At 60.3% G+C, this 22,013-nt stretch carries 20 protein-coding genes; 9 read left to right on the top strand and 11 right to left on the bottom strand.

What is annotated here, in order from left to right:
* Window positions 1-258: 258 nt before the first annotated feature.
* The 6 genes from AC3WMT_RS02835 to AC3WMT_RS02810 are packed head-to-tail and all read right to left on the bottom strand — an operon-like array spanning window position 259 to window position 5,663.
* The gene (locus AC3WMT_RS02835; protein WP_103302390.1) at window positions 259-2,181 is read right to left on the bottom strand and encodes a response regulator; all 1,923 of its coding nucleotides are present in this window, start codon (window positions 2,179-2,181) and stop codon (window positions 259-261) included.
* Complete coding sequence (locus AC3WMT_RS02830) at window positions 2,171-3,046, bottom strand: sensor histidine kinase (RefSeq protein WP_103302389.1); 876 nt, start codon at window positions 3,044-3,046, stop codon at window positions 2,171-2,173. The genes AC3WMT_RS02835 and AC3WMT_RS02830 overlap by 11 nt, the downstream gene beginning before the upstream one ends.
* On the bottom strand, window positions 3,039-4,049 hold the full coding sequence (locus tag AC3WMT_RS02825; RefSeq protein ID WP_103302474.1) for an ATP-binding protein: 1,011 nt from the start codon (window positions 4,047-4,049) through the stop codon (window positions 3,039-3,041). Before AC3WMT_RS02825 ends, AC3WMT_RS02830 begins: the two co-directional genes overlap by 8 nt.
* Window positions 4,046-4,450: an anti-sigma regulatory factor gene (locus AC3WMT_RS02820; protein ID WP_103302388.1), complete on the bottom strand. Its 405-nt coding sequence runs from the start codon at window positions 4,448-4,450 to the stop codon at window positions 4,046-4,048. Before AC3WMT_RS02820 ends, AC3WMT_RS02825 begins: the two co-directional genes overlap by 4 nt.
* Window positions 4,447-4,809 (bottom strand): STAS domain-containing protein, encoded by a 363-nt coding sequence (locus AC3WMT_RS02815; RefSeq protein ID WP_103302387.1) that lies wholly within the window; start codon window positions 4,807-4,809, stop codon window positions 4,447-4,449. Before AC3WMT_RS02815 ends, AC3WMT_RS02820 begins: the two co-directional genes overlap by 4 nt.
* Window positions 4,810-4,811: 2 nt before the next feature.
* Window positions 4,812-5,663: an STAS domain-containing protein gene (locus tag AC3WMT_RS02810; protein ID WP_103302386.1), complete on the bottom strand. Its 852-nt coding sequence runs from the start codon at window positions 5,661-5,663 to the stop codon at window positions 4,812-4,814.
* A gap of 251 nt (window positions 5,664-5,914) precedes the next feature.
* On the opposite strand from AC3WMT_RS02810, the gene AC3WMT_RS02805 reads away from it, so the two are divergent.
* On the top strand, window positions 5,915-6,184 hold the full coding sequence (locus tag AC3WMT_RS02805) for a hypothetical protein (RefSeq protein WP_103302473.1): 270 nt from the start codon (window positions 5,915-5,917) through the stop codon (window positions 6,182-6,184).
* 349 nt (window positions 6,185-6,533) lie between these two features.
* On the opposite strand, the gene AC3WMT_RS02800 is transcribed toward AC3WMT_RS02805, so the two are convergent.
* Window positions 6,534-7,055: a DUF4142 domain-containing protein gene (locus tag AC3WMT_RS02800; RefSeq protein WP_103302385.1), complete on the bottom strand. Its 522-nt coding sequence runs from the start codon at window positions 7,053-7,055 to the stop codon at window positions 6,534-6,536.
* Between the two features lie 205 nt (window positions 7,056-7,260).
* On the opposite strand from AC3WMT_RS02800, the gene AC3WMT_RS02795 reads away from it, so the two are divergent.
* The gene (locus AC3WMT_RS02795; protein ID WP_103302384.1) at window positions 7,261-7,503 is read left to right on the top strand and encodes a DUF465 domain-containing protein; all 243 of its coding nucleotides are present in this window, start codon (window positions 7,261-7,263) and stop codon (window positions 7,501-7,503) included.
* Window positions 7,504-7,612: 109 nt separating this feature from the next.
* Window positions 7,613-7,777 carry a hypothetical protein gene (locus AC3WMT_RS02790; protein ID WP_177431347.1) on the top strand — a complete coding sequence of 55 codons (165 nt, stop codon included), beginning with the start codon at window positions 7,613-7,615 and terminating at the stop codon, window positions 7,775-7,777.
* A 132-nt stretch (window positions 7,778-7,909) separates the two neighbouring features.
* Here the strand turns inward: AC3WMT_RS02790 and AC3WMT_RS02785 are convergent, their stop codons facing one another.
* From AC3WMT_RS02785 to AC3WMT_RS02770, 4 genes are all read right to left on the bottom strand, one after another.
* Entirely contained in the window at window positions 7,910-8,986 is a 1,077-nt protein-coding gene (locus AC3WMT_RS02785) for an SMP-30/gluconolactonase/LRE family protein (RefSeq protein WP_103302383.1), read from the bottom strand.
* Window positions 8,983-10,128 (bottom strand): sterol desaturase/SRPBCC family protein, encoded by a 1,146-nt coding sequence (locus AC3WMT_RS02780; protein WP_103302382.1) that lies wholly within the window; start codon window positions 10,126-10,128, stop codon window positions 8,983-8,985. Before AC3WMT_RS02780 ends, AC3WMT_RS02785 begins: the two co-directional genes overlap by 4 nt.
* 112 nt (window positions 10,129-10,240) lie before the next feature.
* Complete coding sequence (locus tag AC3WMT_RS02775) at window positions 10,241-11,104, bottom strand: LysR family transcriptional regulator (RefSeq protein ID WP_103302381.1); 864 nt, start codon at window positions 11,102-11,104, stop codon at window positions 10,241-10,243.
* Between the two features lie 175 nt (window positions 11,105-11,279).
* On the bottom strand, window positions 11,280-12,998 hold the full coding sequence (locus AC3WMT_RS02770) for a hydrogenase maturation protein (protein ID WP_103302380.1): 1,719 nt from the start codon (window positions 12,996-12,998) through the stop codon (window positions 11,280-11,282).
* 297 nt (window positions 12,999-13,295) lie between these two features.
* Between AC3WMT_RS02770 and AC3WMT_RS02765 the strand changes: the two genes are divergently transcribed.
* The 6 genes from AC3WMT_RS02765 (at window position 13,296) to AC3WMT_RS02740 (ending at window position 21,856) form a co-directional block, all read left to right on the top strand.
* The gene (locus tag AC3WMT_RS02765) at window positions 13,296-13,802 is read left to right on the top strand and encodes a sigma-70 family RNA polymerase sigma factor (RefSeq protein WP_064120628.1); all 507 of its coding nucleotides are present in this window, start codon (window positions 13,296-13,298) and stop codon (window positions 13,800-13,802) included.
* Window positions 13,799-14,746, top strand: a complete 948-nt coding sequence (locus AC3WMT_RS02760) for a FecR domain-containing protein (protein ID WP_103302379.1) — start codon at window positions 13,799-13,801, stop codon at window positions 14,744-14,746. Before AC3WMT_RS02765 ends, AC3WMT_RS02760 begins: the two co-directional genes overlap by 4 nt.
* A gap of 168 nt (window positions 14,747-14,914) precedes the next feature.
* Window positions 14,915-17,836, top strand: a complete 2,922-nt coding sequence (locus tag AC3WMT_RS02755; RefSeq protein ID WP_103302378.1) for a TonB-dependent receptor — start codon at window positions 14,915-14,917, stop codon at window positions 17,834-17,836.
* 270 nt (window positions 17,837-18,106) lie between these two features.
* Window positions 18,107-18,583 carry an antitoxin Xre/MbcA/ParS toxin-binding domain-containing protein gene (locus AC3WMT_RS02750; protein WP_177431357.1) on the top strand — a complete coding sequence of 159 codons (477 nt, stop codon included), beginning with the start codon at window positions 18,107-18,109 and terminating at the stop codon, window positions 18,581-18,583.
* Window positions 18,580-19,083 carry an RES family NAD+ phosphorylase gene (locus AC3WMT_RS02745; protein ID WP_103302377.1) on the top strand — a complete coding sequence of 168 codons (504 nt, stop codon included), beginning with the start codon at window positions 18,580-18,582 and terminating at the stop codon, window positions 19,081-19,083. The genes AC3WMT_RS02750 and AC3WMT_RS02745 overlap by 4 nt, the downstream gene beginning before the upstream one ends.
* A gap of 118 nt (window positions 19,084-19,201) precedes the next feature.
* Window positions 19,202-21,856, top strand: coding sequence for a TonB-dependent receptor (locus AC3WMT_RS02740; protein ID WP_103302376.1), 2,655 nt, complete (start codon window positions 19,202-19,204; stop codon window positions 21,854-21,856).
* The last annotated feature ends 157 nt before the right edge of the window (window positions 21,857-22,013 follow it).

Below are 22,013 nucleotides of genomic sequence, written 5' to 3'. Positions count from 1 at the left end.
AGCTCCCACAGTGACCGGTGTGTACTGGTATTCCAGGTACACCCAAACTGTGGGATCTGGTTTGTACTGATATTTCAGGTACACCCCAAACTGTGGGTCTGGTGTGTACTGATATTCCAGGTACACCGCAAAACCTGTGGGATCTGGTGTGTACTGATATTCCAGGTACACCGCAAAACCTGTGGGATCTGGTGTGTATTGATATTCCAGGTACACCGCAAAACCTGTGGGAGCTGGCTTGCCAGCGATAGCGGTGGGTCAGGCGCCGTCGATCGTGCGGCGAACCTTGTCGAGCAGTTCGCTGATCTGGAACGGTTTGATCAGCAGATCCATGCCCTCGCCGAGGAATACCTGGCGGTTGATCGCGGTTTCGGTGTAGCCGGTCATGAACAGGATCGGCAATCCCTCGCGCCAGCCCCGGGCAATGTCTGCCAGTTCGCGGCCGCTCATGCGCGGCAAGCCGACGTCGCTCAGCAGCAGGTTGATCGACGGGTCATTTTGCAGACGCTCCAGCGCGGTTTCGATGTCAGCCGCCTGGGTGCAGCGATAGCCGGCATCCTCCAGCACTTCAGTGACGAACATGCGCACCGACGGCATGTCTTCGACAATCAACACGTGCTCGCCGGTGCCTTGCGGATTGACCGTCACCGCTGGAATATCGACCCCGGTCGGATCGCTGGTGGCCGGCAGCATGATGGTCACTTCGGTGCCGCGTCGGGCCACGCTGCGGATGTGCGCATCGCCGCCGGACTGCCGGGCAAAACCATAAATCGTCGACAGCCCCAGCCCGGTGCCCTGACCCAGGGGTTTGGTGGTGAAGAACGGATCGAACACCTTGTCGATCACGTTGTGTTCAATACCGGTGCCGTCATCGCGAACCGACAACGCCACATAAGCGCCATCGGCCAGATTCGGATCGCCGTGGGAATACGCCGCGTAGGTACTGACCCAGATGTTGCCGCCCTGAGGCAGCGCGTCGCGGGCGTTGATTACCAGGTTGAGCATTGCGCTTTCCAGCTGACTCGGATCGACCAGGGCAATCGCCGGTTTGTTGGTCAGCTCGAGCTTGAGGGCAATCCGTTCACCGATGGTGCGCACCAACAATTCTTCAAGTGAACGCACATGCTCGTTGATATCCACCGGGCGCGTGTCGAGCGGTTGCTGACGAGCGAACGCCAGCAGACGATGGGTGAGGGCGGCCGCGCTCATCGCTGAATTCAGCGCCGCCTCAGCGTACAGCTTGACCTTGTCCGGTCGGTCATCGGCGATGCGTTTCTGGATCAACTCAAGGCTGGTGATGATGCCGGTGAGCAGGTTGTTGAAGTCGTGGGCGATGCCGCCGGTGAGCTTGCCCAGCGCATCCATTTTCTGCACTTGCAGCAGCTGCGATTCGGCACGCGCCAGTTGCGTGGTGGTGTCGTCCAGGCGGGCCAGATGCGAACGTTCGCGATGGCGGTGTTCGGTGACGTCCTCGACGAACACCAGGCTCAGTTGTGGCGTGCGATATGGCGAAATCTGCCACTCGGTTTCGCGAATTTCACCCTGCACGCGCATGTTCAGCGTGCCTTTCCAGCGCTCGCCATCAACCAGGCGCAAACGCAGTTCATTGAGAATGGCGCCTTGTTCGTCGGCAAAACATTCGCTCAGGGTTTGTGAACCCTGGTTATCCAGAATCAGTTGGTTGAATGCGTGGTTGCACTCATGCACCTTGAGATTGGCGTCGAGCACCGCAATCGGCGCGGAAACATTGGTGAAAATCTCGCGAAACCGCGCCTCACTTTCGCGCAAGGCATTTTCCGTGTCGCGCACCCGCAGCAGCGTGCGCAAGGTCGCCAGCAGCACGTCCGGGTCGACCGGATGAATCAGGTAGGCATCGGCCCCGGCGTTGAGGCCGGTGATGATGTCGCCGGTCTGGATCGACGCGGCCGAGACATGGATTACCGGCAGCAAAGCGGTGCGCGTGTCGGCCCGCAGGATACGCACGATGTCGAAGCCGCTCATGTCCGGCAGGTTGACGTCGAGAATCAGTGCATCGAGCGGTTCGCGCTCGATCAACGCCAGACCATCGGTACCGGTGCCAGCCTCCAGCACCTCATAGCCGTGGCGTTCCAGACGCTTGCGCAAGGCGTAGCGGGTGGCGACGTTGTCATCGACGATCAACAGGCGCATGTCACGTTTCATCGACGTTCTCCTGAGCGATCGCCAACGGAATGATCACGAAAAAGGTCGAACCGACCCCCGGTGCGCTGTCCATGCCGACCTCGCCACCCAACAGTGCGGCGAAGCGTTTGCACAACGACAGGCCCAGACCGGTGCCGCGCAGGCGTTTCTGCAAAGGCGAGTCGACCTGAGAAAAGTCCTCGAACAATGCGCCATGCAACTCGGCGGCGATACCTATTCCAGTGTCGCTGACGGCAAAGCGCACCTTATCCGCACCCTCAAGCCGCGCCGAGACCCGCACTTCGCCACGGGTGGTGAACTTCAGCGAGTTGGAAATGAAGTTGCGCAGGATCTGCGCGAGTTTCTTGTCGTCGGTGTACAGGCGCGGCAGGCCGACCGGTTCTTCGAAGATCAGGTCCACTGCCGTCGCATCGACAATCGGCCGGAACATCCCACGCAGGGCGGAGAACAGGTCAAACATGTCGAACCACGCAGGGGAGATGCTGATGCGCCCGGCCTCGATTTTCGCCAGATCGAGCAAGTCATCGACCATGTCGCTGAGTTCACGGGCAGCACTGCTGACGAACGCCACCTGTTTGTGCTGTTCGGGGCTCAGCGGCCCGTCCAGCTCGTCGGCCAGCAAGCTGTTGACGCTGAGGATCGAACCCAGCGGGGTGCGAAATTCGTGGCTCATGTACGACAGAAAGCGGCTTTTCAGATCCGAGGCCTGACGCAGTTCTTCGGCCTGAGTGTCGAGTTCGGCGTACAGCGCCAGCACGCCCTGGTTGGTTTCGTCGAGTTCTTCACGCAGGGCCGCCGTTTCGCTTTGCAGTTGCGCGATCAGCGCGGCCTGTTCGGCATTGCTCAAGTTGAGCGACTCAGCCATGGGCGGCCTCCAGGGCAACGACCAGTACCGTTACATCGTCGCGCCCGCGACAGAAATCGCGGTGCAGGACGCTGGCTATCACGGCGGGATGGCGGTGCACCAGACCGGGGTAGTCTTGAAGATTCCAACGGGACTGCAAGCCGTCGCTGTACATGATCAATAAATGTCCGTTCACGTGAGCATAGTCAAAGGGCTGGGCTTTTCGGTATTGGCCGCCAACGATGCCGGGATGTGAGGCCAGGCCGCGCGATTTGTCAGCGGCAATCAGACTGGCGCCGATGTTGCCGACCCCGGCAAACGTCAGGCTGGCGCGGTCGGCGCGAAACTGTGCAAACGCCACGGCGCCGCCACGGGTGCCGATCATCTCGCGGTGCATGTCTTCCATCAGCACCACCGGGGAGCTGAATGGCGCGTCGGCGAAGGCTTGCTCTCCGGCCCGACCGGCGCGCTCGGCGTCCTCGCCGTGACCGAGACCGTCAACGATCAGTGCACTGATGTCGCCACCGTGATACGCCAGATGCCAGACATCGCCGCAGGCTGGATCGTTATGCAGTGAGTGCTGGCTGACGCCGTACAGCAGATCCGCCTGGCGGTCGCTGCGCGGATACAACCGGGCGAGCAGCACGGCGCCGCGATGGTCGGCATACACGTCAAACACGTCGGCCTGGCGTGACACCGCACCCAGGCCAATGCCCTGAGTGCCGCCGGTGGAAAAGCCATCGGCCAGACACGCCTGCAGATCGAAACCCTTGGCCCGGTCTACCGCGATCAACTCGATACCGGCGTCGCCCTGACGCGGCAACAACCGCAGGTGCAGTTCGCCGTGACCGGCATGCTTGAGCAGGTTGCTCGCAAGCTCGGTGGCTATGAGTGCCACGCGCCCCGCATCGCTTTCACCAAAACCATGTTGTTCGGCGAGGTGTTGTGCGCTGCGGCGGGCATGGCCGATCTGGCTGTTGTCTTCGATCAGTAATACCTGGGTCAGTGACCCGCTGATGTTCATGTCCATCGGGTAATCGTTATGCGAGTGCCTTTACCAGGCTCGGTGTCCAGTTCGAACTCTTCGACCAGGCGTTTGGCGCCGGTCAGGCCCAGCCCCATGCCGCTGCCGGAGGTCCAGCCATCGGTCATGGCCAGTTTGATGTCGGCAATGCCCGGACCCTCGTCGCGAAAGGTCAGGCGCAAACCGACCTTGTGATCGTCATCGAGGATCTGCCAGTCCATATCGCCGCCGCCACCATAAACCATGGTGTTGCGCGCCAGTTCACTGACCGCCGTGACCATTTTGGTCAGGTCGATCAGGCGCATGCCGCACTCGGTCGCCAGTTTGCGTGCAGTCTGGCGCGCCAGCACCACGTCCTGCTCGATATGGATGGGTTGAGTTCCGCTGCTGCGCACGATCATTGCGCAAGTACTCGTTCTCGCAGCAGTTTCATCCCCCGCTCGACGTTCAGCGCCGTGCTGACGCCGGGCAGGGTCAGGCCGAGTTCGACCAGGGTGATCGCTACCGCCGGTTGCATGCCGACCAGCATGGTTTCGGCGTCCATGATTTTCGACAGCCCGGAGATCGTACTGATCATCCGGCCAATGAACGAATCGACCATGTCCAGCGCCGAGATGTCGATCAACACCCCGCGCGCCGAGGTTTTGCTGATGCGTTCGGACAGATCGTCCTGCAGGGTCAGGGCGAGTTGGTCATGCATGTCGACCTGGATGGTCACCAGCAGGAAGTCGCCCATTTGAAGAATCGGAATACGTTCCATGCTTAACCCGTCTTGACGAGGCTGACACCCAGGCGGGTCAGGGCCAGTTTCAGCGCGTCGGCCAGATTGGCCTTGGTGACCACACCTTGCAGGTCGAGGCCGAGGTGAACGATGGTTTGCGCGATCTGCGGGCGCACGCCACTGATGATGCAATCGGCCCCCATCAGGCGGATCGCCGTCACGGTTTTCAGCAGATGCTGGGCGACCAGGGTGTCGACGGTCGGCACGCCGGTGATGTCGATGATGGCGATTTCCGAACCGGTGTCGACGATGCGTTGCAGCAGCGATTCCATCACCACCTGGGTGCGTTGCGAATCAAGGGTGCCGATCATCGGCAGGGCCAACACGCCGTCCCACAGCTTGACCACGGGGGTGGACAGCTCCAGCAGTTCTTCCTGCTGACGCTTGATCACCGCTTCACGGGATTTCTGGAAGGTGCGGATGGTGTGCAGGCCGAACGCGTCGAGCAGCTCGGAGACTTCCCACAGCTTTTCGGCGAGCAGGGCCGGTTGTTCTTTGTAGTGATTCTGCAGCAGGGCAAACAGCGGTCCCTTGAGCGAGAAAATGAAACTGGCGGTCTGTTGCGAATCCTGACCGAGCAGGGCGCGGCTATGCGAAAGCTTTTCGAGGAACTGCCGAGTGGCGTCCCAGCCCGGTGCATTGATGTTGGTGCCGTTGTCGCTCTCAAGACCGCTGACCACCAATTGCAGGAATTCGCAGGTCTGTTGCTGCAGGTCCTGGCCTTTCAGATTGCGCGTGCCGCCGCTGGATTCCAGGCTATTGATCCATTCGCCCAGCAGCTGTGCCTGTTTGTTTTTCATCGCATCGAGTGTGCTGTTCTGCAGTGCTGCCATGTGCCTGTTGCTCCGTAGCGAATGAGGGGCCGATTTCGCAAAATTGATCGGCGCGAAGTCAATGACCGTTGCCGTTCGAAATAGTTGTTCGGTCTTGCGAGGATATTTTTGCCCGGGCGCAAGAAACGTCCCGGTAACTCTAGTCGGCATGCCAGCAAGGCGCGATGTTTTGAACGATGGCGCGGTGCCGGATTCGAATCTTCAAGGCCCGGCTGGTTTCAGTCGTGCTGGCCAAGACTTACGAGGTGCTTATGAACGAGCAACAGCAAAATCAGGCCGGGGAGCCGATCAATCGCAATGATCCGGCAATCGACCCGCAAGTGCCGGGGCAACCGGCGCCGACGCAACCTGCGAAACAGCAGGGCGACACTGACCAGGCGCAAAGTGCTGATCCGGCTGTGGATCAGAAGAATCAGCATACCGATAACGACAATGAGTTCAGTCCGGGTTTCGAGCCAAAACCGGATCGCCCGCACCCGGGGGAGGAGACGGATGCGGATATTGATACTGATGGGGGTTAGCCGGGGTTGAAATGCCAAATGCCGCATTGTTGGATGCGGCATTTTTTTGTTCGGGTTTTGTAGTGCCTATCAGAACCAGCCCCTCACCCCAGCCCTCTCCCAATGGGAGAGGGGGAAAGGGAGCCGATCGGGGGCTTTTCAAAAATGGATTCACCTCGGTGGTTCACTTTAGTGCGCCCGCAGGAACAACGCGGTCAGTTCCCTCTCCCATTGGGAGAGGGGGAAAGGGAGCCGATTGGGGGCTTTTCAAACCGGATTCACCTCGGTGGTTCACGTCGGTGTATTTCGAAAATACAACCCGGTCAGTCCCCTCTACCTCTGGGAGAGGGTTAGGGTGAGGGCAGGCTTTTTACTTGCTCGGATGCTTGGCCTGCAGCTCTTTCGCCGCGGCCAGGTGTTTTTCCAGCGCCGGCAACATTTTCTGCGCGAACGCCTTCAATTCAGGGGCACCCTTGACCTTGTCGTCAGTCACGGTATTGGCTTCTTTCTTGAACAGCTCGATGGTTTCTTCGTGGGCCTTGACCTGGTTGTTGGCGTAGGCCGCATCGAAGGATTCATCACGCACTTCGAGAATTTTCTCTTTGGCCTGTTTGACCAATGTGGTGGTGTCCGGTACTTCGATGTCGTGAGCCTTGGCAATCGTCGCCAGTTCGTCATTCGCCTTGCTGTGATCGGTGATCATCATTTCGGCAAACTTCTTGATGTCGGCCGACTGGCTTTTTTCCAGGGCGAGGCGGCTGGTTTCGATTTCGGCGATGCCACCGGCAGCGGCGTTATCGACGAAGTCATTGTCGGTGGCCGCGAAGGCGCTGCCCATGCCGGTGCTTAAAGCGACAGCCAGTGCCAGGTGACGCAGGTTGAATCCGTCCATTGTGTTTCTCCACGCAGTTTGTTGTGAGCGTTATGCAATGGAGGCGAGGCGACGGACAAAGGTTTTATCGCATTTGCGACAGGGCGACGAACGGACACCGCTGGTCTGACAGGTGGTCGACAGAACGGCCCGACCGAGGCCATTCTGATAACTGGTCAGCGCAATCGGTCGCGCTGGCCACCCGATCAACTGACGGAGGTGTTCCATGCCGGTTCCCCATGACCTGTTTCAGGACTTGAGCTGCACGAAGGAAGAGATCCAGCAAAAACGCACCCAGGATCCACGACTGGATTCACTGATCAACAAGTATTCCCAGGCTGATGCCGATGTGGTCAAGGCCGAAACCGCCACCTCAGATGCTCCCAGCGACGACACCCTGAAGAAACTCAAAGAGAAACGTCTGAAGGTCAAGGACGAAATCGTCAGCCATTTGCAGGCCCCGTCCTGACCCCATTCTGATCCGCCGACCTACGGTTGCGGATTGACTGGAACGACAGCCCCGACCGGCACCTCGAATGTTCAGAGTCCTCAATTATCGACTCTTTGCGAGGTGCCTTATGAACGATCCCAAATTTCCCAGTGAAGAGCAGGGCGCATTTGACCCCGTGCCCACCCATCCCGAACCCAACAGCCCGGCGCATACCACCGCCAATCCTGAAGAACCGGACAAGGATCTTCCCGAAGACGAAGACCCCGAAAAATTCGACAAGTCCAGCAACTGACAGACCGCCATCGCTGGCAAGCCAGCTCCCACAAGGATCGCTGTCGTTAACATATATTGCGAACGATCCGGTACCTGTGGGAGCTGGCTTGCCAGCGATGGCGTCAGTCAATTCAACACATCAGAACCCGTTTCACTTCAAGGCTTCAGCCAACGGCAACCGCGCCATATGCGTCGCCTTCAACGAGCCGAAATACAACCAGTCCCCATACTCGCGAACCGTGGTAATCGGCGAATAATTGCCGCTGCTGGCGTCCTGCAAATTGGCAATCACCTTGCCCTGCAGATCCAGCCCCAGCACAAACCCGCGCTTCTCCACCGGTTTCGGCAGTACGGTCAGCGCTCGGACAATCATCTTGCGGACGAACGGATGCCCGGCGGTGCCATCGAGCAAGGCGTTGCGCGGCGCATACAGCGCCACCCAGAAGCGGTCGCGACCGTTGAACGCGAGGTTGTCCGGCAGCCCCGGCAGGTTGTCGATGAACAGATCGTGGGTGCCCGCCTTGGGCCCGGTCAGCCAGAAGCGGCTGATGCGATAGGCGCCGGTTTCGTTGACCAGCACATAGGCGTCATCGGGGCCGAGGGTCACGCCGTTGGCGAACTCCAGTTTGTCCAGCAATACGCTGGTCTTGCCGGTCTGGAAGTCGTAGCGCAACAAGCGTCCGTCACCGCCATGTTCGATGATCGCCTCGCCATCATGGCCATAGCCCCAACGGCTGGAGGCATCGCTGAAGTAGGCGTAGTGCCCGGATTTGTCGATTGCCACGTCATCGGTAAAGCCGAACGTCAGACCATTGGCGGCGGTGGTCAGGGCAATCAACTGGCCCTGAGCATCGAGTGACAGCAAGCCCTTGACCCCGTCAGCAATCACCAGCAATCCGTTGGGATGCCGCGCCAGGCCCAGCGGCCGCCCACCGGTATCGGCCAGCACTTTGCGTTGCTGGCCATCGAGGCTGCTGCGGATCAGTCGGCCGTCATGCAGTCCGGTGATCAAAAAGTCATTTTCCAACAGCAACGCTTCCGGGCCCTCGATGTCGCTCGGCCCGACCTGCGCTGTGTTCTTCAGACGTTGGTTTTCTGCATAAACGCCTTCCTTGAGCGAGGGCGCCGGTGACGGTTGCCAGGCGACCGGCTCTACCCGAGTGGGCATCAGCAGTAAAAACGCGATAACCACGGCAATCAGCAGAAAGAGCACCCGCTGCCACTTCATGCGCTGGCCCTCACTGACGCCAGATACTGCGCAGCCCTGTCCCGCAGCGCGAGCATCGAGGCGCAGGATTCGCGCTCGATGCGCCGTTTCAGCAACAGTCGATTGGCGATGCGCATGCCCAGGCCGTCAAAGCGATAGTTCAGGGTGCGCACGAATCTTGTGCCGCCACCTTCGGCCGCGCATTCATACCTCAGCTCAAGCGACAAGCCGTGATCACCTCGAGCCCGTGCGCACCAGCGCCGGCCCGGCAGGTACTCGGTCACTTGCCAGCGGAGATGACCTGCCCGGCCGCCGGCATGAATGTCTTCTTCAAAACCCGAGCCCGCATGCAGCGGCCCCTGCGGGCCGTCGATTTTCAGCGACGACGGGTGCCACTCGGGCCAACGGCTGACCGTGGCGGCATAGGCGAGTACGGCAATCGGTTCGCCGGCGATATCGATCGTGTGCTGTTGACGGGTCATGGGCATTCTCGAATAACTCAAAGGGGCGACTTCCGGCTCCCAGTACAGGGTGCCGAACAGGTAGTCCATCAGCGGCAGAACGATGTTGAAATTGCGCTCCTGCATACGCTCGCGGCGGTGATGCAGTTCGTGCAGACGGCGCATCTGCCGGATCCACGGCAGGCGCGTGAGGGGATTGGCCGGTGGCAGGTGTTCGGCGGCGTGAAACACTTCGTAGGTCAGATAGCCGAGGACCATACAGCCACCGAACAGTCCGGCGACGTTGGCGTTGACCTGCGCGATCAGCCACCACAAGGGCAGGGTGATCAGTAGCGTATGGATTACGATCAACCACGCCGGAAACAGAATCACCCGCCAGTCGCGGGCGCTGTCGTAGGTCATGTGGCCCGGGGTGAAGAAGCTGTGATGGTCGCCGGCGTGGCGGGCGTAGAACAGTTTCGCAAAGGCTTTTTTATGGTGGCCGAGATGGCGATGGACCATGTACACGCCAAAGTTGAAGAACAACAGCGTCAGTGGCACGGTCAGCCATTCCAGCCAATGGACCTGGTCGACGCCGCTCCAGAATGCGCCGATGGCCAGCACACCGAACAGCAGCACGAAGGCGCCGTGCAGCCACGGGTTGTAGAACGGATGGATCGCCGCACGATAGCGGCTGCGAAATGCCTCGGTGGTCTGCCTCACTGCGTTCACCCGTAGGTATTGTTGTTATACCCGGCAGATTAGCCGATCCGGCCATTTGTGCAGGCCGGACCTTGAGGTCACATGCGCCATGATCCGGTGTAAAACGGCGGATTCAGCTCAATGGATTCCAGCGTTGCGACCAGTCGTCATCGGCCTCGATCACTTTGCGCAGCAGGTCGAAGGCCTGTTGCAGCGTCGCCGAGTCGCGGTCGCGGGAGTACACCAGATAGGTCGGATAGCTGAATTCAGGGGCTTTGGTCACCGGTTCCAAGGCACCGCTTTCCAGATAGGTGCGCACCACGCGGGTGCGGAAATAACCGCTGCCACCGTGTTCAAGGATGTATTGCAGAGCCAGCGGGCCGAGGTTGAAGCTCAGCGCGGCTTTGGCTTTTTCCGGCAGGGCGGCATCGTGCTGGCGACGGAAGTCCGGGCCCCAGTCGATGTAGACGTAAGGGTCGGCGCGCTCCGGTGTGCGCACCAGAATCAGCTTTTCCTCCAGCACTTGCTCGACTTGCAGGCCGGGCCAGTATTCCGGCTGATAGACCAGCGCCGCGTCGAGCACACCGAGTTCGAGTTGGCGCAGCAGGTTTTCGCCGTCGCGGATTTCCATGCGCAGGGCATGCCCGGGAATTTTCTCGCGCAGTTCCGCAGCCCAACTGAGCATCAACGGATTGCACAGGCTGACTTCGCCACCGATGTGCAGCACATTGTGATAGCCCTCGGGCAACGGCAAGTCGCGACGCGCGGCCTCCCACGTCTGCACCAGTTGATTGGCGTAGACCACGAACGCTTCGCCGTTCGGCGTCAATTTCGCCCCGGCGCGGTTGCGCACGAACAGGGTGCTGCCCAGTTGGCTTTCGAGTTTCTGGACGCGGGCGGTGATCGCTGTTTGCGTGACGAAGAGCTTTTGCGCGGCGGCGGCGAGACTGCCGTGGCGGACAATTTCGAGGAAGGTGCGGGCGAGATCGATGTCCATGGGCGGGCCGGTGTTTGAGGTGCACGCATTGTAAGTGCTACCCTGACACCGCGTCATCGTTCATCGCTGGCGAGCCAGGCTCCCACAGGTTTTGCGGTGTACATAGAGTCTGGGTACGCCACGGACACTGTGGGAGCTGGCTTGCCAGCGATGGGGCCCTCGTAGACGCTGAAGATCAATCGGTCAGTTCAATCTCTTGCATCCGCGCCCAATCCTCGACCAACCGCGCCGGCGTGCCACACACCTTGCGCTTGTAGACGAAGTGCCGGCACTTCTCGGCGAAGCCGTTGCGGTTGTAAAGCATGTCTTCCTGCATTTCCTGCAACTCGTTTTCGCGGCATTGCTGGATCAGCACCTGATCAACCCGCAACTTGCGTTCACGCACCGCCGCATAGGTCGGGTCACTCAAAACGCTGTTGGCCCGTTGCAGCAACCACAGGGAAAACTCATCCGGGCAGCGCGGGCCGATTTCCTGAACCATACCCAGTTGCCACGCCTGCACCGCGCTCACCGGCAGACACGCCTGAGTCAATTGCTCGGCCATCGCCGGGCCGACGGCGCGGGGCAGGCTGTAGGTCCAGTATTCCGAGCCATACAGGCCCATGCTTTTGTAATGCGGGTTGAGCACGATATCGGCCCGGGCAAACACGATATCGGCCGCTAGTGCGAGCATCACACCACCAGCGCCGGCGTTGCCGGTGACGCCGCTGACCACCAGTTGCCGCGCCGTCAGCAGCTCTTCACAGACATCATCGATCGCCTGAATATTCGCCCAGGCTTCAGCGCCCGGATCCTGCGCTGCCTGAATCACATTCAAATGCACGCCGTTGGAAAAACTGCCGCGCCCGCCCTTGATCAACAGCACCTGAGTGTCGCGGGACTTGGCCCAGCGCAGTGCATCGACCATGCGCTGACATTGCTCGGTGCTCATCGCGCCGTTGTAGAACTCGAAGGTCAGCTCGCCGACATGCCCGGATTCGCGGTAACGAATCGGCTGATACGCCTCGTCACTGAACGGCTGGCTGGCGACCGACCAGTCCAGCCTCGGCACATCGGCCAATTGATCGGCCAGCACATGCCGCGCCGGTTGCTTGAAGGTTTCTTCGCCGGGCTGCGGTTTGCGCCGCAACGAACCGATCCACACGCTGTGGTCTCCCGCCGCGACCAGTACCGCATCGTCATGCACCGCGAGAATCTCGCCGGGCAGGCCGCTGCGCGAATCCAGATGGGCGTCGTACACGTAATACTGACCGCCGGCCAGACTCGCCAGGACCCCGGGCTGGCCGTCCGCCGCATCGATGCAGCGTTTGATGAAGCGGGCGCAATCGTGCCAGCTGAAACTGCGGTCGACCTGTTTCATGTTCGGCTGCAAACGTCCGCGCACAGCCGGATTGGTGTAATCCAGCGGCACTGGCTGGAAGCCTTCGATGAATTTTTCCACCACTTCGCGAATGCAAACAATGGCCGCATCGCTGACCCGCCCGTTATACAGCTCGGACTTGCGCAGGCCCGTCGGCAGATTGAACTCGCAAGTCGCCCAGACCGGCCCGGCGTCCATTTCCTCGACCGCTTGCAGCGCGGTCACGCCCCAGCTCGACAGCTCATTGGTGATCGCCCAGTCCAGAGCACTGGCGCCACGATCGCCGACGATGCCCGGATGAATGATCACCACCGGGCGTTCGGTGTTACTCCAGAGTGCTTGCGGTACGCGGTCCTTGAGGAACGGGCAGATCACCAGATCGGCGCCGCTGTGCTCGATCTGTTCGCACACCGAGGCCTCGTCGGTAAACACCACGACGCTGGGCGAATGCCCGGCCTCACGCAGTTCCAGCCAGGCACGCTGGGTCAGGCCGTTGAACGCTGACGACAGCAGAATGATCTTGAGTGGTCGCATGAAAGTTCTTCCTTGAGTGGGATCAGCCGCAGGCTCCCGGTGAGCCTTCCCTGGCCTTCGATGGAGCCGGAAGAGTAATGAGTGGCCACCCGCACACCAGTGATCGAGGTCAACGTTGTGTCAGCCAATGTTTCTGGGGCGATGAAGCGTCATATGTCAAATAGTTCGCTTATGTATATTTTTTATTACTTCAAATGTATGAAGCGCTATTGCACAGTCGCGCCTGATCAGAGCCGGACGATCCCGGCAGAACGATGGTTTTTCGCAGCGGGTGGAGCCCGTTTCAGGGAGCAAGACATGGGTGGGCATAACCCGCATTACCAGATCATCGGGCAGATGTTCCAAAAGGACTATCGCTGGCTGTGCGCTGCCGTCGGCCGCACGCTGGGCTGCCCGCACAGTGCGCAGGACATCGCTTCGGAAACCTTTTTACGGGTGTTGGCATTGCCGGACCCGACGGCGATCCGCGAGCCGCGTGCGTTGTTGACCACCATCGCCCGGCGTCTGGTGTACGAGGGCTGGCGCCGTCAGGACCTGGAGCGCGCCTATCTGGAAAGCCTGGCGCTGGCACCGGAACCGGTGCATCCCTCGCCGGAAGAGCGCGCGCTGGTGATCGAGGCATTGCTGGCGGTCGATCGCTTGCTCAACGGCCTATCGGCGAAAGCCAAAGCGGCGTTTCTCTACCACCAGCTCGACGGGCTGACCTACAGCGAAATCGGCGAACGCCTCGGGGTTTCCACCAGTCGCGTGCAGCAGTACATGGTCGAGGCGTTCAAACGTTGCTATCAGGCGATGCAGGCATGAGGGCCGACGAAGCGGTGATCGATGAAGCGGCGCAATGGATGGCGTTGTTGCAATCGGGCGAAGTCAGCCTGGGCGAGCGCGCTGCGTTCGACGCCTGGCGCACGGCCGATCCACGACACCAACAGATCATCGAGCAAATGGGCGGCGGTCTGAACCTGCTGCGTAATCCGAGCCTGCGCGGGCTGCCGCGCAACAGTCTGCTGCACAGCCTTAACGCACCATCGAGCCGCCGCCGCTTTATCAGCGGCAGCTTGAGCGTGCTCGGTGTTGCGCTGCTGGTCGGGTTGCTCGGACGGCGCTATGGCTGGTTGCCGGAGGCGGGTGAATTGGCGACTGGCACCGGTGAGCGGCGTGATTTCACCCTGGAAGACGGCAGTGCATTGACGCTCAACGCGCGCAGTCGTGTGCTGCCTCTGTTCGATGCTCATCAACGCTTGCTCGCGTTGCGCAGCGGGGAGTTGCTGGTGGACGTGGCCAAGGACCCGGCGCGGCCGTTTGTAGTCGAGACCGAGCACGGTCGGATGCGCGCACTGGGGACGAAATTTCTCGTCGAGCAGGGCGAGGATGCCACGCGTTTGGTGATGCTCCATTCACAGGTCGAAGTGGTCACCTCGGGCGGCGCGCGACAAGTGGTGGAGGCGGGGGAGAACCTGCTGTTCAACAGCCAGAACATCCTCAGTCTGCAACGCAACAAAGGCCATGAAAGTGCGTGGGTGCAAGGACGGTTGGAAGTTCGTGACCGTCCCTTGAGCGAGGTCATCGACAGCTTGCGCCGTTACCGTCGCGGCATTTTGCATGTGAGCCCAGAGGTTGCCGACTTGCGCTTGAGCGGCCTCTATCCGCTGGACGACAGTGACCAGACGCTGCAGTTGCTGGAGCATTCACTGCCGATCCGCGTCACCTGGCACAACCCTTACTGGGTCAGCATCGAACCGCGCTCGTAAATACACCGCCCGGCCGTGTAGGAGCTGCCGAGGGGGAGGTGAGACCAGATAAAGGTATTCATCAAGTTCGGTTATAGGGATATGACTTCTTGGCCTAATTGCCGACCTATAAAAAGTGCCGGCCCGCTGCTCATTCCCTGCAGACGCCTTCAACAGGGAAGCCCCTCGATGTTCTCATTCAAACAACAATTACCTCGACTGACACTCGCCGCTGCGTTGGCGATGGGCATCAGTCCATTGAATGTTTTCGCCCAGCAACCGGCTGCCACGGTGTTCACCTTCGACATTGCCAGCGGCCCGCTCGACGAGGTGCTGCTGGATATCTCGCGGCAGACCGGCGTGCCGATTTCCTTCAGCCAGAATCTGGTGCAGGGCAAACGCAGCAGCGCCGTACGCGGGGCATTGGGTGGTCGCCAAGCGGTGGAGAAGGCATTGCTCGGCAGCGGTCTGCAAGTCGAGCAGAGCGCTCAGGGGCTGAGTATCCGCGAAGGCGAAGCCGTGACTTCCGTACCGGCAAAAGTCACCACTGTGGCACCCGCCACCAGCGCCGATTACCGCATGGAGAAAGTCACCGTCACCGGCTCGCGCATTGCCCGCGCACAGAGCGACGGTGCGACACCAGTCAACGTCATCACCCACGAGGAAATGGAAGCGCGCGGCTATAAAAACGTCTACGACGCCTTGGCGACCCAGACGCAAAACACCGGCATGACCCAGGGCGAGGATTACGGCAACACTTGGCAACCGGCGGCCAGTGCGCTGAACCTGCGCGGCCTCGGTCCCAATCACACACTGGTGCTGATCAATGGGCGGCGCGTCGCCGATTACCCGACGCCGTACGACGGCAAGGTCAATTTCACCAACCTTGCGAACATTCCGTCGGCGGTCATCGAACGCATCGAAATCCTCAGCAGCGGCGCCTCGGCGATCTACGGCTCGGATGCGATTGCCGGGGTGGTCAACATCATCCTCAAGAAGCAAATCAACGGTGTCGACGTCAACCTCAAGGGCGGCACGACAGAGCGTGGCGGTGGCGATAATCAGCGCTTGCAGATCAGTGGCGGTGGCAGCTGGGGCGATTTCGACGGTCTGTTCGGCCTGGAGCTGACCCACCGCGACCCGATCTGGGCTGACGACCGTGGCTTCATGCAAAGCGGCCCGCTGGCGGACGTCGGTTATCGCCGCGACCTGACTAATAGCCGTTATCTGGGGCCGGGGTGCGGTGCCTATCAGGGCACCTTCGACAACAAACTGGTCAACAGTGGTGGCCGCTGCCGCACCGATCAGATGTACAACGATTACTGGACGATCCAGACGCAAAAGGAAAACTACGACGGCTACAGCCGCGGCACCTGGCACTTCAGCGACAGCGGAGAGGTGTTTGCCGACTTGATGTACGGCCTCGACCACATCCAGAACAACACCCGCGGCCCGACCTTCACTTCGCCGGATTTCATCAACCAGAACAGCGGCAATCTGGAGCGCTGGTATCGACGCTACGGCGAAGAGGAAATCGGTGGGCGCACCAGCAATAACAGCAAGTGGCGCGACACTTCGTGGACCGGCACCCTCGGTCTTTCCGACAAGATTGCCGACACTGGCTGGCGCTACGATCTGGCGGCCAACCGCTCGGAATATCGCAGCGTGCGGACAACCCGCTACACGCCGCTGTCATCGATACAGGATTTCTACCTCGGCCCGCAACTGGGTACCAGCGGCGGTTACCCGGTATTCGCCCCGGACGCATCGCGCCTTGATCGGCCGCTGACGCCGCAGGAGTGGCAGCAGTTTCGCAGCAACCTGACCCAGAGCAGCAAATCGGTGTCGACCAGTTACAACGCCTCGGTCAATGGCGATCTGTTTGATCTGCCGGCAGGCCCGGTGGGATTTGCCGGCGTGCTGGAAGCGGGCAAGCAGGAATACCGTGTCGACCCGGATGACGGCCTTAACGATGGCACGTTCTATGGCGTGTCTCCCGCGCAAAGCTCCGGCGGTTCGCGCAAGCGTTATGCGGCGGGCGGCGAGTTCAGCATTCCGCTCACCGACACGATTCTGGCGACCGCAGCGGGGCGCTGGGACCAATACAAATTCAGCGGCCGCACCGAGCAACAGAAGACCTACAACCTTGGGCTTGAATGGCGGCCCGTCACCAGCCTGTTGTTGCGCGGCAGTTATGGCACCAGTTTCCGCGCGCCGGACCTGAACTACATCTATCAATCGGACAGCAACGGTTACTACCCGGCACAGGTCGACTACTACGGTTGCAGCCAGGGCGTGGAGGGCGCCTGTGATCGCGGGCGGGTCGACTACACGCAAAGTGGCACCGCCGACCTTGAATCCGAACGCGGAAAATCGTGGACCTATGGTTTTGTCTGGTCGCCCTCGCGTAACTTCGATTTCTCCACGGATTTCTGGCGTGTGGAGATCGATGACCTGCTGACCACGGTCGACGAGAACCGCTTGTTGCAGCAGGAGAACGAATGCCGCAACGGCACCCAGGACATCAACTCGGCCAACTGCCAGTCGACGCTGGCGCGTATCGACCGCAATGCCGGCAACGCCGCCGTCGATCCGAACCAATTGCAGCGCGTGCGGGTGAATGCGATCAACGCCGCCAGCGAGCGGGTCAGCGGTCTGGACTTCAAGAGCAACATTCGCTGGGGCGCCGGCCATTACGGTGCGTTCAGCTCGACGCTGGGCTACACCCTGGTGCTGTCGCATTACTACAAGGAATCCGATGAGGCCCCAACCCAGGATTGGCGCACCTCGCGCACCAACTACGACTGGCGCAGCAAGGTCAACGCCAGCCTGACCTGGGACTATCAGCAAGCCACGGCGACGCTGATGGGCATTCGCTACGGCTCCGTCACCAATGGCGCGGGGGATGGGCGACTGTCGCCGTGGACAGTGTTCAACGCCAGTGCGCGCTACAAGCTCAATGACCGGGCGAGTGTCGGTCTGACCGTGAACAACGTGCTCAATCAGATCAAACACGACGATTCCGCAGGCTGGCCTTATTACCCGACCGGCAACTACGACCCGTACGGGCGTCAGTGGTGGCTGGATGTGAGTTATCACTTCGGCAGCTGATGGCAGAATGCCTCGCGTTTACGTCCTACGGAAAAGGCAGGGTTTTGCGACGGGTAGGGGATATTTCCGACGACTTTTTCAGGTTGGTCGTCGGAAGCGCGATCTATAGCATCAGTCATGACATTGAAGTCGCTGAGCGGCTCGAACGCTCAGACCCCAGACAAAGGATGAATGATGCGAACCCCACACATCGAGATCGAAACCCCAACGTATTCCCCTCGCCATTACTGGCGCGACGATCGCGCCCGATGCCCCATGGAGGATGTCGCGATGCCCGCAGTGAAAACGCCTCGACTCACGGGGCTGAAAAAAGTCGAAGGCAAACCTGTCGACATACTCGTGCATGGTCAGAACGTCGGTGACGATGCCACTTTGATCGTCGAGCTGACAGAACAGGGCTTTGAGCTCAGCGACGTCGTCAACATGCTGTCCACTTCCGAGCTGTACCAGCAAGGCGAGATGGTCAAACGCATCACCGGCAAATCTGTCCGAACCGTGCGCCGGCTCATGAAGGAAGGCTTGTCGGTACGGCTTGACCCGCATCAGAGTGTCGTCGCCTACCAGTATGCCTTGGTGTTGCAGATGGCTATTCGGGCATTTGGGCGTCAATCAAAGGCAGAAGAGTGGCTGCAGCAGCCCACCCCCTATTTGAACGGTTACGTGCCGTCGGAACTGACCCGGCATTCACTGGGTTTCCAGATGGTGGAGCAGTACCTTGGGCAGATCATCTACGGAGTCCACCAATGAATCCATTGCCGTGGGACGGGCAGTGGTATGCCTGGCGGCTGGACCCGGAAGTCTACGGATGCACCTGGGACAGCGGGATTGGTTCAAAGCTGAACGGAGGACGATGGAATGCCCCCGGTCGGCGAGTGGTTTATGCATCGGTCGACCCGTCGTCGGCCATTCTGGAAGTGGCAGCCAATCACAGTTTTGATGTGCTGGACAGTGAGCCTTATGTACTGACCTGTTTCGAGGTCATCAGCGACGCCAAGGTCAGAGTGGTGCAGCCGGAGGAAGTGCCGAATCCTTACTGGTTGAGCCCTGCGCGGCCTTCACCCAATCAACGGGATTTTGCCGACGCTTTACTGGCTGAACATCCGTTTGTGCTGATCCCCTCCGCGGCAACCCGGCACTCGTGGAATCTACTGGTGAGCTGCGAACTGGCGGAGGGGCAGTTCAAAATGGTCTCTCAAGAGCGGTTTGGACTGGATACCCGGTTACTCAGGGAGATGGCATCGGCATGATCTGTGCGGATTTCGTTTTTTGCATAACCTCATCACCCAACGGTCTAACACCAACCCTATAAAACCTTATTCGTCATCGCACATCCCTGCATAAACCAAAACGCAGGGATGGCTGTTCATGATCCATTTTTCACCCGTTAAATCCCCTTTGAGCCTGGCCTTGCTGCTGGCAATCAACACGGTGCCGGCGATTGCCGCCGAGAGCACTGTGACCGAGCCGACCACACAGCTGCAGCGTGTCGAAGTCACCGGCACGGCGATTCGTCGGGTCGATGCAGAAACTGCAGTGCCAGTGACGATTCTGCGCGTCGAAGAGTTGCGCGAGCAGGGCGTCACCACCACGGAAGAGCTGGTCAGTCGCATTTCCGCCAACCAGTCTTCGGTCGGCTCCGGGCGCTCGGTGGGGTCGAGCAGTGGCGGGGCGTCTTACGCGGATCTGCGCGGGATCGGCCCGAACAAGACGCTGGTGTTGCTCAACGGTCGGCGCCTGAGTAACAACGCCACCAACGCGATCAACGGATCTGGCGTTGATCTCAATACCATTCCGTTCGCCGCGATCGACCGGGTGGAAGTGCTGCGCGACGGCGCGTCGGCTTTGTACGGCACCGATGCGATTGGCGGGGTGATCAACTTCATCACCAAGACCAGTCTCACCGAAGGCCAGATCAGCACCAATTACGACACACCGACACATTCCGGTGGTGGCGAAAGCCGTAACTTCAGCGGCAGCTGGGGTTTTGGTGATTTGCAGGATGATCGCTTCAACGTGTTCGGCGTGGTCAGTTACGACAAACAGCAGCGACTGGCCGCCGAGGACCGTGGTTACACCTACAACTACCAGCCCAACCGCGGCCTCGATTACACCTCCGGCACCGCCTCGCCGGCCAACTGGAGTCAGGGCAGCAACGCCACCAACCCGTTGGCCGGTTCCGGTTGCAACGCGCCTGGTTTGCTCTCGCGCAACGGTATTTGCCGCCAGAGCCTGTGGAACTATCTCGATCTGGTGCCGGAAACCGAAAAGACCTCGGCCTTCGCCAAAGCCACCGGCAAGCTGTCGGACGATCACAACGTCAGCCTCGAATACTTCTGGGCACGCAATGAAAACCGCACGCAGATTGGTCCGGGTACGTTGATGGGCAATCAGGTCAATCCCGGTACCACGTTCTATCCAGGTAACGGCATCACCCCGGGGCCGAACGGTTTTGCCCTCGACCCGACACAACCGGTCGATGTGAACTGGCGAGAAACCGCAGTGGGCGCGCGTCAGCATGAGGACGACAACACCGGTCAGCGTTTGCTGCTGAGTTTTGACGGCACGCTGGTGGGCTGGGACTACAACGTCGGTGCCTCGTACAACCAGAACAAAGTGGTCAACACCATTCAAAGCGGCTACGTGAATGACCGCGCTGTCAGCGCCGGCATTGCCAATGGCGTGATCAACCCGTTCGGTCCACAGACCGCCGCCGGTTCCGCGCTGTTGGCGGCCAATGCGGTGGACGGCGATTACGCCACGGCGGTCGGGCGTGTGAAGGCAATCGACGGGCGGATCAGCCGCGAAATTGGCGACTGGTTTGGTGCCGGTCCCTTAGCTTTGGCGCTGGGCGGTGAGTACCGCAAGGAAGACTTCCATCAGGATTTCGCCCAATTCGCCGGTGATGTGCAAAGCCTCGGTGTCGACCCGAACGGCAGCGTGGCCGGGGATCGCAGCGTCTCGGCCGAGTACGCCGAGGTCAACGTGCCGGTACTCGACAGCCTGGAACTGTCTGCCGCCGTGCGCCACGACAAGTACAGTGATTTCGGCAGCACCACCAACCCGAAATATTCGTTCCGCTTCCAGCCGTTCAAGGAACTGGTGGTGCGCGGTGCCTACAGCGAAGGTTTCCGTGCGCCGTCGCTGTATGAACTGTACAACCCCAACTTCACGACGTTCACCAACGCCAACTACAACGACCCGCGCCTGTGCGCTGGCGGCAACCCGAGCAACGGCGGCATCGCCAACCGCGACTGCGCGCAGCAGTTCAACCGTACCAGCGGTGGCAACACCGACCTGAGCCCGGAGACTGCGCGTAACGTCACCCTTGGTTTTGTCTATCAGCCGTTCGAACGCCTGACGGCCGGGCTGGATTTCTGGTGGATCGACATCGCCAATCAGATCGCCGAGTTTCCCGAATCGGCGGTGTTTGAAAATCCCGAGCTGTACCCGGATCGTCTGATCCGCAAGCCTGACGGTTCCATAGACCACGTCGTCACCGGTCTGGCCAACCTTGGCAAGATCAAGACCAACGGAGTCGACGTCAGTTTCGACTATCGCCTGCCGAGTACCCCGTACGGCAATTTCGGCATCGGTCTGCAAGGCACTTACGTCACCCGCTATGACTATCAGCAACAGCTCAAGGGCGATTACATCGACAAGCTAGGTGATTTCCGTGGCGGTGACTTCGCCTCGGCCGGCGCCGTGGCCCGCTGGCGGCACAGCCTGACCGGCAGCTGGAATTACGGCCCGTACGGGGTGGCGCTGACCAACCGTTACACCAGCGGTTATCACGATTCGGATCGCGAGTCCCACGACTACGTTGGCTCATACAACGTCTGGGACCTCGCCGGCACTTACACCTGGCGCAAGACCCTGAGCGTGACCCTCGGCGCGAAAAACCTGTTCGACCGCGAGCCGCCGTTCAGTAACCAGACCTACACCTTCCAGAGCGGCTACGACCCGAAATATGGCGACCCGTTCGGGCGGACGCTGTGCACGCGGGTCAGTTACAAGTTTTAAAAATGGTCAGTGTTGGCGGGTTTTAGTCACTGATTGATCTAAAGCCTGCCCTATAAAAATCGCCGGCCTGTTGCACATCACAGGTAGGCAGGTTGTGTAGTGATTGCCAGGGCCTCATCGCTGGCAAGCCAGCTTGCACAGGAATTCGCGAGCAGCA

Source organism: Pseudomonas sp. FW305-7 (genome assembly GCF_058786735.1).
Note: the sequence above shows the minus strand (reverse complement) of the source record. Positions and strands in the feature narration are given on the sequence as shown.

Bases quoted from the DNA above. Each gene is read 5' to 3' on its own strand.
- AC3WMT_RS02835 (WP_103302390.1), bottom strand. From the start codon at position 2,181: ATGAAACGTGACATGCGCCTGTTGATCGTCGATGACAACGTCGCCACC.
- AC3WMT_RS02830 (WP_103302389.1), bottom strand. From the start codon at position 3,046: ATGGCTGAGTCGCTCAACTTGAGCAATGCCGAACAGGCCGCGCTGATC.
- AC3WMT_RS02825 (WP_103302474.1), bottom strand. From the start codon at position 4,049: ATGAACATCAGCGGGTCACTGACCCAGGTATTACTGATCGAAGACAAC.
- AC3WMT_RS02820 (WP_103302388.1), bottom strand. From the start codon at position 4,450: ATGATCGTGCGCAGCAGCGGAACTCAACCCATCCATATCGAGCAGGAC.
- AC3WMT_RS02815 (WP_103302387.1), bottom strand. From the start codon at position 4,809: ATGGAACGTATTCCGATTCTTCAAATGGGCGACTTCCTGCTGGTGACC.
- AC3WMT_RS02810 (WP_103302386.1), bottom strand. From the start codon at position 5,663: ATGGCAGCACTGCAGAACAGCACACTCGATGCGATGAAAAACAAACAG.
- AC3WMT_RS02805 (WP_103302473.1), top strand. From the start codon at position 5,915: ATGAACGAGCAACAGCAAAATCAGGCCGGGGAGCCGATCAATCGCAAT.
- AC3WMT_RS02800 (WP_103302385.1), bottom strand. From the start codon at position 7,055: ATGGACGGATTCAACCTGCGTCACCTGGCACTGGCTGTCGCTTTAAGC.
- AC3WMT_RS02795 (WP_103302384.1), top strand. From the start codon at position 7,261: ATGCCGGTTCCCCATGACCTGTTTCAGGACTTGAGCTGCACGAAGGAA.
- AC3WMT_RS02790 (WP_177431347.1), top strand. From the start codon at position 7,613: ATGAACGATCCCAAATTTCCCAGTGAAGAGCAGGGCGCATTTGACCCC.
- AC3WMT_RS02785 (WP_103302383.1), bottom strand. From the start codon at position 8,986: ATGAAGTGGCAGCGGGTGCTCTTTCTGCTGATTGCCGTGGTTATCGCG.
- AC3WMT_RS02775 (WP_103302381.1), bottom strand. From the start codon at position 11,104: ATGGACATCGATCTCGCCCGCACCTTCCTCGAAATTGTCCGCCACGGC.
- AC3WMT_RS02770 (WP_103302380.1), bottom strand. From the start codon at position 12,998: ATGCGACCACTCAAGATCATTCTGCTGTCGTCAGCGTTCAACGGCCTG.
- AC3WMT_RS02765 (WP_064120628.1), top strand. From the start codon at position 13,296: ATGGGTGGGCATAACCCGCATTACCAGATCATCGGGCAGATGTTCCAA.
- AC3WMT_RS02760 (WP_103302379.1), top strand. From the start codon at position 13,799: ATGAGGGCCGACGAAGCGGTGATCGATGAAGCGGCGCAATGGATGGCG.
- AC3WMT_RS02755 (WP_103302378.1), top strand. From the start codon at position 14,915: ATGTTCTCATTCAAACAACAATTACCTCGACTGACACTCGCCGCTGCG.
- AC3WMT_RS02750 (WP_177431357.1), top strand. From the start codon at position 18,107: ATGCCCGCAGTGAAAACGCCTCGACTCACGGGGCTGAAAAAAGTCGAA.
- AC3WMT_RS02745 (WP_103302377.1), top strand. From the start codon at position 18,580: ATGAATCCATTGCCGTGGGACGGGCAGTGGTATGCCTGGCGGCTGGAC.
- AC3WMT_RS02740 (WP_103302376.1), top strand. From the start codon at position 19,202: ATGATCCATTTTTCACCCGTTAAATCCCCTTTGAGCCTGGCCTTGCTG.